General features: G+C 71.6%; 9 protein-coding genes. 4 read left to right on the forward strand and 5 right to left on the reverse strand.

The window, feature by feature from the left end; all coding sequences use genetic code 11:
• Positions 1–438: 438 nt before the first annotated feature.
• The 4 genes from AB0H64_RS21640 to AB0H64_RS21655 form a co-directional block, all read right to left on the reverse strand.
• Positions 439–1,914: a phosphodiester glycosidase family protein gene (locus AB0H64_RS21640; RefSeq protein WP_357627100.1), complete on the reverse strand. Its 1,476-nt coding sequence runs from the start codon at positions 1,912–1,914 to the stop codon at positions 439–441.
• A 271-nt stretch (positions 1,915–2,185) separates the two neighbouring features.
• Positions 2,186–3,802, reverse strand: a complete 1,617-nt coding sequence (locus AB0H64_RS21645; protein WP_357627103.1) for a PucR family transcriptional regulator ligand-binding domain-containing protein — start codon at positions 3,800–3,802, stop codon at positions 2,186–2,188.
• Positions 3,803–3,886: 84 nt separating this feature from the next.
• Complete coding sequence (locus AB0H64_RS21650; protein ID WP_357627106.1) at positions 3,887–5,536, reverse strand: AMP-binding protein; 1,650 nt, start codon at positions 5,534–5,536, stop codon at positions 3,887–3,889.
• Positions 5,537–5,548: 12 nt separating this feature from the next.
• Complete coding sequence (locus tag AB0H64_RS21655) at positions 5,549–6,262, reverse strand: TetR/AcrR family transcriptional regulator C-terminal domain-containing protein (RefSeq protein WP_357627109.1); 714 nt, start codon at positions 6,260–6,262, stop codon at positions 5,549–5,551.
• A gap of 91 nt (positions 6,263–6,353) precedes the next feature.
• Here AB0H64_RS21655 and AB0H64_RS21660 point away from each other — a divergent pair, with 91 nt between their 5' ends.
• Positions 6,354–7,787, forward strand: coding sequence for an MFS transporter (locus AB0H64_RS21660; RefSeq protein ID WP_357627111.1), 1,434 nt, complete (start codon positions 6,354–6,356; stop codon positions 7,785–7,787).
• A 9-nt stretch (positions 7,788–7,796) separates the two neighbouring features.
• Here AB0H64_RS21660 and AB0H64_RS21665 read toward each other — a convergent pair whose 3' ends face one another.
• Positions 7,797–8,504 carry an alternative oxidase gene (locus tag AB0H64_RS21665; RefSeq protein WP_357627114.1) on the reverse strand — a complete coding sequence of 236 codons (708 nt, stop codon included), beginning with the start codon at positions 8,502–8,504 and terminating at the stop codon, positions 7,797–7,799.
• A gap of 296 nt (positions 8,505–8,800) precedes the next feature.
• Here AB0H64_RS21665 and AB0H64_RS21670 point away from each other — a divergent pair, with 296 nt between their 5' ends.
• From AB0H64_RS21670 to AB0H64_RS21680, 3 genes are all read left to right on the forward strand, one after another.
• Positions 8,801–10,081, forward strand: coding sequence for an aspartate aminotransferase family protein (locus AB0H64_RS21670; protein WP_357627117.1), 1,281 nt, complete (start codon positions 8,801–8,803; stop codon positions 10,079–10,081).
• A complete protein-coding gene (locus AB0H64_RS21675; RefSeq protein ID WP_357627119.1) occupies positions 10,078–11,583 on the forward strand; it encodes a CoA-acylating methylmalonate-semialdehyde dehydrogenase in 1,506 nt (501 codons plus the stop codon). Before AB0H64_RS21670 ends, AB0H64_RS21675 begins: the two co-directional genes overlap by 4 nt.
• A gap of 99 nt (positions 11,584–11,682) precedes the next feature.
• On the forward strand, positions 11,683–12,873 hold the full coding sequence (locus AB0H64_RS21680; protein WP_357627122.1) for an extracellular solute-binding protein: 1,191 nt from the start codon (positions 11,683–11,685) through the stop codon (positions 12,871–12,873).
• Positions 12,874–12,901 lie beyond the last annotated feature (28 nt).

The following is a 12,901-nucleotide window of genomic DNA, read 5'->3' on the forward strand; positions in this document are numbered from 1 at the left end:
AATCTTTGATAGGAGAGGGCTCCACCTGGAGCTTCTCGGGCCAGTGATGGTTCCGGGAGGCGGAGGGTGGGGCCCTTTCTTGCGTTGTGCCGGCACACTCGTTGTAGCAGCCCGACGTGGGATGCCAGCCCGACAAACGCCAACACGACACACACGCCAGCCAACGTAACGGCCCGGCACAGCCACATGGCCGACCGACGAGAGTGCCCCGTACTACAACAGGCCCCGTACAACGCAGCCCCGGGACAACGCAGCCCCGGGACAACGCAGGGCCCGTACAACGCAGGGCCCGGCTGGGTCGGCCTGGCTTGTGGGGTCACCCGCGTTGGGTTGACCTTCACATCATGGAGGCAACGTCATGGAGCCAACTGGGGGGCGACGCAGACGGGGGCGAGCGCGAGGAGTCGCGCTCGCCCCCAGGGCCCCGGTGTCCCGGCCTTACTTGGGCATGATCAGCAGGGCGTCGCCGACCCCGCGCTCCACCCCGTCCGACGGGTGGTTGACGACCTTGTCGCCCACGACCATGGCCGTGGAGCCGCCGCCGTCCAGGTTGATGGCCTCCTTGGCGCCGAGCCAGCGCATGAACCGGGCCGCCTCGATGAAGTTGGCCCCCACCGAGGTCCCCGGCTGGCGGCCGTCGATGACGGCCACGATGAGGCTGCCGTTGCGGGTCGTGCCGAGCAGGGTGCGCGGGTGCCGGCGGAGGATCATGTTGAGCGAGTCGTGACCGTTGAGCTTGGCCGTGATCTTGGTCTTGCCGTTGCGGACCAGGCCTACGCTGCCGGCGATGACGCTCACGTCCGGGGTCAGCTTGATGGCCGAGCGCTTGCGCAGGTCGACGACCTTGGTGTCGATCTTGAGGGTGGTGCCGTCGGTGGCGTGCGCGGCGAGCCAGTCGCTGGCTACGCCGGTGCCGTGCAGCACCCGGGTGCCGCGCGCCACGTCGGCGCCCGGCGCCCGGGTGCCGACGACCTTGCCGGTGGCGTCGATCACCACGTCCACGCCGCCGTCGGCCGGGGTCTTGGCGCCGAACTCCTCGGTGTAGAGGACCAGCTCGTCCGCGGCGGCGGCCCGGTTGAGGCCGTTGACCGGGCTCTTGGAGCCGTCCTGCGCGATGGCCGTCACCGTGGTGCTGACCTCGGTGATGCGGGCCGTGCGGCCCTTGAGGACGACGGCGGAGCGGCCGGGCACGGCCTCACTGAGCAGCTTGCCCGCCACCACCGACGCGCCGACCGGCTCGCCCTGGAGGTTCTTGGCGGTGTGGATGTTGAAGAAGCCGCCGTTGACGGCCGCGACCGCGTGCGCGGCCTTGGCCATGGCGGAGACCTTCTCACGGGCGGCGACGCTGGTACCGAGGGAGGAGGCGTACGAGCCGCGGAACGTCCGGGCGTCGATCATCATGACCTTGACGTTCCACGGGCCGGTGGTGTCGTGGCCGTCGTCGCCGACGTAGTCCACCCTGGACTTCAGGCCGGCGTCCTTGAGCTTGGCCACCATCTCGTCGGCCTTCTTCTTCTCCTCCAGCTTCCACGTGCCGACCCGCACCATGTAAACGGTCTGCGAGGGGGCGTCCGCGACGCTGGGGCGGACGACCTCCACCAGCGTGGCGGTCTCGCCGGCGGCCTCCACCTCGGCTAGCACGGATTCGGCGGTCTGCCGCATCCCGTAGTCACGGCCGCTCGGCATGAGGACGGAGACCGTGTAGCCGTCGCTGGCGCGGCCGGCCTGCACGTCGTACAGGTCGATGCCCCGCGCCACGCTGGTCTGCTTCTTCGTCGGCGCGAGCTGCGTCCCCAGCGGGAATTTGGCGGACGGGAACCTGACCGACACCTGGTCCGCGGCGGCGACGGGCGCGGTGGTGACCGTGAGGGCTGCGGCCAGGGACAGACCGGCGGCGAGGGTGCGTCGAGACATGAAAACTCCAGAGGGCGGACAACGGGCCGCACCATCCTGTCGTGATCATGGTCAGCGGGTGAGCGAAACACGCTAATCGGTGGGAGAGGTTACGAGATTGACATCGCCGTGTGGAGCGGGCTTGCCGAACGGGCGGGTTCCGTCACGGAGCGTTCCCGAGCGGAATGGAACGTCCCCGAGCGGAATGGAACGTCCCCGAGCGGAATGAGCGTCCCCGAGCGGAATGAGCGTCCCCGAGCGGAGTGGAGCGTCGCTGAAAAGATCGAGCGGCTCAGCGGGTGTCGCGGCGGAAGGACTCCAGGGCGAGGAGGGCGACGTGGAGCGACAGGCACGACTCGACGTCGTCGAGGTCGGTGTCGAGGATGCGTTCGAGGCGGCGGAGCCGGTCGTAGAAGGCGGGCCGGGACAGGTGCGCCTTCTGGGCGGCCACCGCCTTGTTGCGTCCCGCGTCGAGGTAGGTCCGCAGGATCCGGGTGAGGTCGCCGCCACGCTGGGCGTCGTGGGCGAGCAGCGGCCCGAGCTCCCGCTCGGCGAACGTCTGCAGCCGGGCGTCGTCGCGCAGCAGGTGGAGCAGTCCTCGCAGCCGCAGGTCGGGCAGCCGGTAGAAGGGCCGGCCGTCGGGCTGGCGCACGGCCACGTCGGCCACCTGCTCGGCCTCGAGGAAGCTGCGCCGTACGTCCCTGATGGACTCGACGACGGAGCCGGCCGCGAGCACGAACGAGGCGCCGGGCTTCCACAGGACGCGCAGGCGCTCGGCGACGGCGGTGAGCGCGGGCTCGGCCTGGGTGCGCGGCGGCAGCGGCAGCAGGAGGCCGACGCGGTCCTGGTCGAGCGCGCCGACGAGGGCCGGCAGGCGGGCGTCGCGGCAGGCCGCGGCGGTGGCCTCGGCGAGCTCGCCGAGCTGGGCCTGCCCGTCGAGGGCCTGCTCGACGGGGTCGGTGGGCCGGATGACGACGCTGATCAGCTTGCGGCCGGTGAGGGGCACGCCGACGGCGCGGGCGCGGGCGGCGGCCTCGTCCGGGTCGGCGTAGGCGTGGGTGAGGATGCCGGTGAGTATCGTGCCGTGGGCCTGCCGTTCGAGCGACTCCTGGTGGCGTTCGAGCAGGCGGCCGAGGGCGAGGGTGGTCGCGGCGCGCTCGGCGAGCACCAGGTCGCGGGGCGAGGGCGGCACGTCGCACAGCAGGATCAGCCGCCCCCAGTCCTGGCCGCGGGCGCCGACGGTGGTGACCAGCCAGCCGGAGGCCGGGTCGTACGCGGTGCGCTCGGGCGGGGCCACGGCGCGCGAGCGGGTCTCCCAGCCGGCGAGCAGGACGCCCGTGTCACGGCCGGCCGTCTCGCAGGCCAGGACCTGGTGGGCGAGGTTCTCCAGCAGCACGGGGCGCCCCGACAGGCGGGCCACCTGGGCGAGCACCTCGGCGGGCGAGGCGCCCTCGACGGACAGCTCGGTGAACACCTCGTGCAGCTGCTCGGAGGCCCGCAGCTCCTCCAGCTGGATGTCGATGATGCGGGCGTGCACCGACTCGGTGATCTGCACGAACGGCGTCTCGCGGGTCAGCACGACGAGCGGCAGCCCGTGCTGCTCGGCGGCCTTGACGACCGAGGCGGGCAGCTCGCCGACGAACCTGCGCCCCAGCTCCACGATGAGCCCGGCGACGCCCACAGCCGCCAGCTCGCCGATGTAGTCGGCCAGCTTCTCGGGGTCGCGCGGCAGGGCGACGCCGGTGGTGAGCACCAGCTCGCCGCCGCGCAACAGGGGGGCGATGTCGGCGATCTCGCCGACGTGGACCCACCGCACCTTGCTGCCCAGCCGGTCCCCGCCCGCGACCACGTGCGGGCCGCCCCGGCGAACGGTCTCCAAGGCGAGCACATCGGCGATGGTGGGGAGCACGGACAGAGCCTATCCGATCAGCTTGTAAGATCGACAGAGTACCCGTTTACATAGTGGATCTCCAGCGGAGGCCGGGGCGTCCGATCAGTCCCCTTCCGTGAACTCCCGGCCGGGCGGGCGCTCGCGCAGCTCCACCCGGCGAATCTTGCCGGAGATCGTCTTCGGCAGCTCGTCGAACTCCAGCCGCCGCACCCGCTGGTACGGCGCGAGCTCGCGCCGGCAGTGCTCGAAGATCGACCGCGCGGTGTCGTCGGAGGGCTCGAAGCCCTGAACGAGCGTCACGTACGCCTTGGGCACGGCCAGCCGCACCGGGTCGGGGGCGGGCACCACGGCAGCCTCGGCCACAGCCTGGTGCTCCAGCAGGACGCTCTCCAGCTCGAACGGCGAGATGCGGTAGTCGGAGGCCTTGAAGACGTCGTCGGTGCGGCCCACGTAGGTGAGGTAGCCGTCGGCGTCGCGGGTGGCCACGTCACCGGTGTGGTAGTAGCCGTCGGCCATGGCGCCGCCGGAGCCGCCCGCGTAGCCGGTCATCAGGCCCACGGGCGGATCGCCGAGCGACAGGCAGATCTCGCCGTCGTCGCCCGGCCGGCCGGTGACCGGGTCGACCAGCGTGATGTCGTACCCGGGCAGCGGCCGGCCCATCGACCCGGGCTTGACCGGCTCGTCCGGCACGTTGCCGATCTGGGCGGTGGTCTCGGTCTGGCCGTAGCCGTCGCGGATCGTCAGCCCCCACGCCTTGGCCACCTGGTCGATGATCTCCGGGTTCAGCGGCTCGCCGGCGGCGACGGCGGTGCGCAGCGGCAGCCGCCAGGCGGCCAGGTCCTCCTGGATGAGCATCCGCCACGCGGTCGGCGGGGCGCAGAACGTGGTGACGGCCTCGTCGCGCAGCACCTCCAGCAGCGCGGTCGCGGAGAAGCGCCGGTAGTCGTGGACCAGCACGGTCGCTCCCGCGTTCCACGGCGCGAACACGCTGCTCCACGCGTGCTTGGCCCAGCCGGCTGAGGACACGTTGAGGTGCACGTCGCCGGGCCGCAGGCCGATCCAGTACATCGTGGACAGGTGGCCCGCGGGATAGGACAGGTGGGAGTGCTCGACCAGCTTGGGCCGGGAGGTCGTGCCCGAGGTGAAGTAGAGCAGCAGCGGGTCGCCGGAGCGGGTGATCCCGTCGGGGACGTGGCGGGTGCTCGCCTCGGCGCTCTCGTGGTAGGGCAGCCAGCCGTACGCGTCGCCGACGGCGATCCGGGTGCAGGGCCCGGCGGCGAACTTGCCGGCGTCGGAGGCGTTGGCGATGACGTGGGCGACGCCGGCCCGCTCGACGCGCTCGGCGACGTCCTTGGCCGTCAGCAGCGTCGTGGCGGGGATGACGACGGCGCCGAGCTTCATGGCGGCGAGCAGGCTCTCCCACAGCTCGACCTGGTTGCCGAGCATCAGCAGGACGCGGTCGCCGCGCCGCACGCCCTGCTCGTGCAGCCAGTGGGCGACCCGGGAGGAGCGGGCGGACAGCTCGGCGAAGGTGAGGGAGACCGGGCCCGCCTGGCCGACGATCCGCAGCGCGACGGCGCCGGGTGTCTCGGCGGCCAGCACCCCGTCGAACCAGTCGAGCGCCCAGTTGAACTCCGCGGGCCGCGGCCAGCGGAACTCCCGGCGCGCGGTCTCGTAGTCGGCGCCCAGCAGCAGGTCGCGCGCGGCGCGGAAGCCGGCTACGCCCGGAAGGTCCAGCCCGTCATGTCCCATGCCCTCAATCTGCTACGAGCGCAGCCGCGCCTCAAGGCCATCGAGCACCGCGACGAGCCCGAAGTCGAAGCTGACCGCCCGCAGCGTGTCGGTCTCGGACACGGTGACCTCCTCGTTGACCTCGACGAGTCGCTCCAGCAGGTCGGGGAAGTCCCTGGCGACGTGCTCGAAGGTCTCGCGCATGGCGTCCTTGTCGAGCTCCTCGCCGCCCATCGTGGCGCTCCACGCGATCTCGGGGATGACCGTGCCGAGCACGTACGCGGTGAGCGTGGCGTTGGCGTAGTCGATGTCCATGCCGTCGAAGCCGGCCAGCCGGAAGGTCTTGCGCAGCCGGTCGGACATGGACAGCGCGTTGGGGCCGAGCGCGGGCAGGCGGCCGATGAGCGAGCCGACCCAGGGATGGCGGAGCATGACGTGGCGCATGCTGTAGGCGAAGGCGGAGACGGTGTCGCGCCACCCCAGGCTCTGCGGGATCGGCAGGGTGATCTCGCCCCAGATCTCGTCGTAGGCGAGCTCCAGCAGCTCGTCCTTGTTCTCCACGTACCAGTAGATGCTCGTCGCGCCGGCGCCCAGCTTGGCGCCGAGCTTGCGGATGCTGAGCCCGTCGAGCCCTTCGGCGTCGAGCAGCTCCAGCGTCGCGCGGGCGATCTCTTCGCGGGTGCGGCCCGGGGTCCGGGCCGGCCGGGCGTCACGGGTCCAGACGGAAGAGATCTGCTTGCCGGTCATTCCCCCAGGATAAATCCACTCGCACAGTGTACGAGAGTCGTCGTACAGTGTGCGAGTGAACTCGAACGATGTACGAAATGACTCGAACGATGTGCGAGACCCCCGCCGCTGGTGGACTCTCGTCGTCCTGTGCCTGTCCGTGCTGGTGCTCGGAGTGGACGGAACCGTCCTCAACCTGGCCATCCCATCGCTGATCCGGGACCTGGGCGCGACCCCGGGCGACATCCAGTGGATCCTCGACGCCTACGTGCTCGCGTTCGCCGGGCTGCTGCTGACCGCGGGCAGCCTGTCGGACCGGTACGGGCGCCGGAAGTTCCTGATCATCGGGCTCGCCTTCTTCGGCGGCGCGTCGCTGCTGGCCGTGCTGGCCTCCGAGCCGTGGCAGCTCATCGGCGCGCGGGCGCTGATGGGCGTCGGCGGCTCGATCCTCATGCCCTCGACGCTGTCCATCCTGATGACCGTCTTCGACGAGGCCGAGCGGCGCAAGGCGATGGCCGCCTGGAGCGCCGTCGCCATGGTGAGCGTGATCGCGGGCCCCACGCTGGGCGGCTTCCTGCTCGAGCACTACTGGTGGGGCTCGGTCTTCCTGCTGAACGTGCCGATCGCCGCCCTCGCCATCCTGGCCGCCTTCGTGCTCATGCCCGAGACCCGCAGCTCTGGGCGGCGGATCGACCCGGTCGGCGTGGTCCTGTCGGTCGTCGGGCTGAGCGCGGCCGTCTACGTCATCATCGAGCGCGAGTGGAACGTGGCCGGCATCGCGACCGCCGTGCTGGCCCTCGGCGCGTTCGTGGTGTGGGAGCGCCGCCAGGAGCACCCGATGCTGCCGCTGGAGCTGTTCCGCAACCGGAACTTCAGCGGGGCGTCCTTCTCCATCCTGCTCATGTCGTTCGGCGCGGGCGCGGTGATGCTCATGCTGACGCAGTACCTGCAGTTCGCGCTCGGCTACGGGCCCATGCAGGCGGGGCTGGCACTGCTGCCGTACGCGGTGGCGGCCGCGCTGTTCAACGGCCTGGGCGCGGCGCTCGGGCAGCGGGTGAGCAACCGGGTCCTGGTCGGCGCGGGCCTGGTGGTCATGGCCGGCGGGTTCGTCGTGCTCGCCACGACCTCCGGCTACGTGCCGGTGCTGACCGGGCTGCTGGTCATGGGGATCGGCGGCGGCCTGGCCGGTCCGGCGGCCTACGCCTCGCTCATGGGGGCCATCCCGCTGGAGCACGCCGGGGTGGGCTCGGCGCTGAACGACACCGTCCAGCAGGTCGGCATGGCCATGAGCATCGCGATCCTGGGCAGCGTGCTGGCCGGGGTGTTCACCTCGTCCATGCCGGCCGGCGTGCCGGACGCGGCCAAGGAGTCGATCGGCGACGCGATGCGGCTGGGCTTCGGCGAGCCGGCCCGCGCCGCCTTCACCGACGCCATGCACCTCGGCGCGTGGGTCGGCTGCGGGTTCTGCCTGGCCGCCGCGCTGCTCGCGCTGTCGGTCCTGCGGTCGCCGGCGCCCGCCGTCGCCCCCGAGCCCGAGCGGGTGTGAGGCGGCACCTCAGCGGAGCCGGGGCTCGCGCATGGCCTCCAGGCTGTCGAGCTTGTGGACGCGCTCGTCGTGGCCGATCTGCCGCAGCAGGTCGGCCACCGACCGCTGGCGGCCGTACTCGGCGGCGTAGGTGCCCGGGTCGGGCACGAGGTCCAGGGCGGGGTTCTCGGCCACGAACGTCATGTACTCGTGCTCGGCGTGGTCCTCGAACTCGGCGTTGAGCCGGTAGGACCAGTCGGGCCGGAGCAGGAACAGCACCCACGACACGTGGTAGTAGAAGAACGAGATGAACCACGGCGCGAGTCTGTGCAGCAGCCATGACTGCTTCTCGCCGTTGCGCTGGACGAGATCCTGCATGATCAGCAGGTGCCACTGCTCGTTGTCCTGGTCGGCGCGGGCCTCCACGATCCGCTCGAACACCCTCCTGGCCAGCGCCGAGCGCCCCGCGTGGCGGTGCACCGCCCAGTAGCCCATCCGCTCCCACGCCTGGTACGGCACGCGGGCGATGATCTCCAGCATGGCGAACTTGGTGAACGAGCCCTGCCGCCCGTACATGAGGTCGACCGGCTTGAACATCATCCGCGCCAGCAGGCTGTAGTCCATGCGCGGGGTGGCGAGCGTGTCGCGCTCGGCCTGCCGGAGCAGGTCGCGGCCGAGCTTCGGGGGACCGGCGGGCAGCTCGGGGCGCTCAACGGCGGGGTCCAGGGTGATGGTCATGGCGGGTGTCTCCTCGGGTCGTCGTCGTGATGATCCGATCGTGGCCGAGGAGGACCCGTCCGGTCGTCGGCCGCCGGTGGTCTTCGGTGGTGCCTCACGCGGCGTAGCGCCGGCGCGGCCCGTACGCCTGGAGGCGCACGGGACATCCCCTAGGGGGCGGACAGCATGAAGTCCTGTTGTCATGACATAAACTGGTTCGGAGCCCAGAGACCCATCCGACAGCCTGTAATACGATGCGGCGGCACGTCGACAGGTTGCCGGTGGGAGGAACCCTGCGAGGACGGGATACTCAGAACATGTCGGAGCTTCTCGCGCGCCACCGGGCCGTCATGCCCAACTGGCTGGCCCTCAACTACAACGAGCCCATCGAGATCGTCAGCGGCAAGGGCAACCGCGTCGTCGACGCCGACGGGAAGAGCTACCTCGACTTCTTCGCCGGCATCCTCACCAACATGATCGGCTACGACGTCCCCGAGGTGCGTGAGGCCGTCGAACGCCAGCTCGCCACGGGCGTCGTCCACACGAGCACGGTGTACCTCCTGCGCGGCCAGGTCGAGCTGGCCGAGAAGATCGCCCGCCTGTCCGGCATCCCGGACGCGAAGGTCTTCTTCACCAACTCCGGCACCGAGGCCAACGAGACGGCCCTGCTGCTCGCCACGTACGCCCGCAAGAGCGACCAGGTGCTGGCCATGCGGCAGAGCTACCACGGGCGCAGCTTCGGCGCGATCAGCGTCACCTCCAACCGCGCCTGGAAGAACAACTCGCTCTCCCCGCTCAACGCGCACTTCCTGCACGGCGCGGACCGGCACCTCGCCCAGTTCCGCGGCCTGTCCGACGCCGAGTACATCCAGGTGTGCGTCGACGACCTGCGCCACGTGCTCGCCACCGCGGTCGCCGGCGACGTCGCCGCGCTGATCGCCGAGCCCATCCAGGGGGTCGGCGGCTTCACCATGGCCCCCGACGGGCTGTTCGCCGCCTACAAGGAGGTCCTGGACGAGCAGGGCATCCTGCTGATCTCCGACGAGGTGCAGACCGGCTGGGGCCGCACCGGCAGCGCGTTCTTCGGCATCCAGAACCACGGCGTGACGCCCGACATGATGACGTTCGCCAAGGGGCTCGGCAACGGGTTCGCCGTCGGCGGCGTCGTCGCCCGCGGCGACCTCATGGACGCCCTGCCCGCGGTGGGCCTGGCCACGTTCGGCGGCAACCCGATCTCCATGGCCGCCGCCAACGCCACGCTCGACTACGTCCTCGACCACGACCTCCAGGCCAACGCCGCCCGCACCGGCGCGCTCATCATGGACGGCCTGCGCGAGGCCGCCCAGCGGCTGCGCATCGTCAAGGACGTGCGCGGCAAGGGCCTCATGTTCGCCGTCGAGCTGGAGACCCCGGCCCAGGCCGCCCGGTTCATGGAGGAGACCAAGCGGGCCGGCCTGCTCGCCGGCAAGGGCGGCCTGTACGGCACCGCCATCCGCATGGCACCGCCCCTCACGCTCACGATGGACGAGGCCGCCGAGGGGCTCGGCATCATCGTCCACGCCCTGGAAACCATCGACGCGGAGGCGGCGGCGCAGTGAAGTCTGTCAGGCATTGGATCGGCGGAGCCCTCACCGGCGGCGACGGCCGTACCGGGGACATCTTCAACCCGGCGACCGGTGAGGTGAGCGGGCACGTGGCGCTGGCCTCCGTCGAGGAGGTGGACGCGGCGGTGGCCGCCGCGGCCGCGGCGTTCCCCGCCTGGCGGGACGCGTCGCTGGTCAAGCGGACGCAGGTGCTGTTCCGCTTCCGCGAGCTCATGAACGCTCACCGCGACGAGCTGGCCGCGCTGATCTCCGCCGAGCACGGCAAGGTGCACTCCGACGCGCTCGGCGAGGTGGCCCGCGGGCTGGAGGTCGTCGAGTTCGCCTGCGGCATCCCGCACCTGCTCAAGGGCGGCTTCTCCGAGGGCGTCTCGACCCGGGTCGACTCCTACTCGATCCGCCAGCCGCTCGGGGTCGTAGCCGGCATCACGCCGTTCAACTTCCCGGCCATGGTGCCGATGTGGATGTACCCGATCGCGATCGCCTGCGGCAACGCGTTCGTGCTCAAGCCGTCGGAGAAGGACCCGTCGGCGTCGCTGCTCATGGCCCGGCTGTGGCAGGAGGCTGGGCTGCCCGACGGCGTGTTCAACGTCGTGCAGGGCGACAAGGAGGCGGTGGACCGGCTGCTGGAGCACCCGGACGTGCGGGCCGTCTCGTTCGTCGGCTCCACCCCGATCGCCCGCTACGTGTACGAGACCGGCACCTCCCACGGCAAGCGGGTCCAGGCGCTCGGCGGCGCCAAGAACCACATGCTCGTGCTCCCGGACGCCGACCTCGACCTGGTCGCCGACTCGGCCGTGTCGGCGGGCTTCGGCTCGGCCGGTGAGCGGTGCATGGCGATCTCCGTCGTGCTGGCCGTGGACCCCGTCGGCGACGAGCTGGTCGAGAAGATCTCCGAGCGCGTCGGCAGGCTGGTGATCGGCCCGGGCGACGACCCGAAGGCTCAGATGGGGCCGCTGGTCACGCGCGAGCACCGCGACAAGGTCGCCTCCTACCTCGACCTCGGCCTCCAGGAAGGCGCCAAGCTGGTCGTGGACGGCCGCGAGAGCGCGGTCCTCGGCGGCGGCAAGGCGTCCGAGGCGCCCGGGTTCTGGCTGGGCCCGACCGTGCTCGACCACGTGCCGGCGGGCTCGCGGGTGCACACCGAGGAGATCTTCGGGCCGGTGCTGTCGATCGTGCGCGTCTCGTCGTACGAGGAGGGCGTGCGCGTCATCAACGACGGCGAGTACGGCAACGGCACCGCCATCTTCACCAACGACGGCGGCGCCGCCCGGCGCTTCCAGAACGAGGTGGAGGTCGGCATGATCGGGGTCAACGTGCCGATCCCGGTGCCGATGGCGTTCTACAGCTTCGGCGGCTGGAAGGCGTCGCTGTTCGGCGACACGCACGTCCACGGCAGCGAGGGCGTCCACTTCTACACGCGCGGCAAGGTCGTCACCTCCCGCTGGCTGGACCCCTCCCACGGCGGGGTCAACCTCGGCTTCCCCACCAACGCGTAGGTCCCCGCGACCCCACCGGGGAGGGACACGCGTCCCTCCTCGGTCCGCGCCCCGGTAAGCTCCAGGTCACGACAAGGGTCGCGGACAAGGGGGACCACGTTGGATCGCCGCACACCCGTCCTGGCGCTCGCCGCGACGGTCCTCGCCGCGGGCCTGGGTGCGGCGAGCCCGGCATCCGGCGCCGCCGCCCCGCATCCCGGGGCGACCGCCGCCCGGGTGTCCCTTCCGGCGCCGCGCAGCGCCGCGACCGGCACGCCGTCGCCCACCGCGAGCGTCAAGCCGCGCAAGTCGACGTCCCCGCAGGGCCCGGTCCAGAGTGACGGGACGCTGCAGATCCTCACCTACCGCGGCTACGCCGACTACTCCGGCACCACCGGCGAGTTCGAGAAGACCACCGGCTGCCGCATCGCCCGCTACGACACCGTGCAGACCGCCGCCCAGATGGCCGCCCAGGTCCGGCAGCGGCCCTACGACGTGGTCTCCGCCGGGCCCGTGCTGGCCGCCGACCTCATCGCGGGCAAGCAGGTGCAGCCCGTCGACCCGGCCAAGGTGCCCGGCTACGGCGACCTCACCAAGCGCTTCCGCGACATGACGGTCCGCTCGGGCAAGGTCTACGGCGTGCCCTACCTGTGGGGCTTCCACGAGTTCCTGTACGACTCCTCCCGGGTCAAGGGCGACCCGACGCTCAAGGACGTCTTCGGCTCGGGCCACGTCGCGCTGCGCGACACCCCGCTGACCATCGCCGACGCGGCCCTGGCCGACGGGGTCGAGGGCGACCCGTTCGAGCTCGGCAAGGAGGAGCTGGACCGGGCCGCCGGCCTGCTGGAGGAGCAGCCCGGCCGGACGTACTGGACGGAGCCGCTGGACCTGGTCAAGGGCTTCGCCACCGGCTCGCTCGACTACGCCCAGGCCACCCCGTACTACCGCCTGCTGCTCCAGGAGGCGGACCGGCCGGTCAAGGCGGTCGACGCGCCGCGCACCACCGGCTGGGTCGACTCCTGGATGCTGGGCGCCGGGGTGCCCAACACCGAGTGCGCCTACCGCTGGCTCGCCTACACCGCCACGGCCGCGGTCCAGCGCAAGGCCGTCGCCTGGCTGGGGCTGGCCCCGGCCAACCCGAAGGCGTGCGCCAAGGCCACCCGGCGCGTGTGCGACGCGTACGGCGTCGACGAGCCGGAGCGCCTCGACCGGGTCGCCTTCGCCACCCGCCCGCCCGACGGGTGCAAGCCCAAGGACGGCTGCCCGGCGTACGTCGCCTGGGAGAAGCGGTGGCGCGCGCTCGTCAGGTGACCTCCACCGCAGGTGGGAGCCCTGCGTT

Source organism: Nonomuraea sp. NPDC050733 (genome assembly GCF_040654215.1).
GTDB lineage: Bacteria > Actinomycetota > Actinomycetes > Streptosporangiales > Streptosporangiaceae > Nonomuraea.

Coding starts and splice junctions, on each gene's coding strand:
- AB0H64_RS21640 (WP_357627100.1), bottom strand. CDS start 1,914: ATGTCTCGACGCACCCTCGCCGCCGGTCTGTCCCTGGCCGCAGCCCTC.
- AB0H64_RS21650 (WP_357627106.1), bottom strand. CDS start 5,536: ATGGGACATGACGGGCTGGACCTTCCGGGCGTAGCCGGCTTCCGCGCC.
- AB0H64_RS21655 (WP_357627109.1), bottom strand. CDS start 6,262: ATGACCGGCAAGCAGATCTCTTCCGTCTGGACCCGTGACGCCCGGCCG.
- AB0H64_RS21665 (WP_357627114.1), bottom strand. CDS start 8,504: ATGACCATCACCCTGGACCCCGCCGTTGAGCGCCCCGAGCTGCCCGCC.
- AB0H64_RS21670 (WP_357627117.1), top strand. CDS start 8,801: ATGTCGGAGCTTCTCGCGCGCCACCGGGCCGTCATGCCCAACTGGCTG.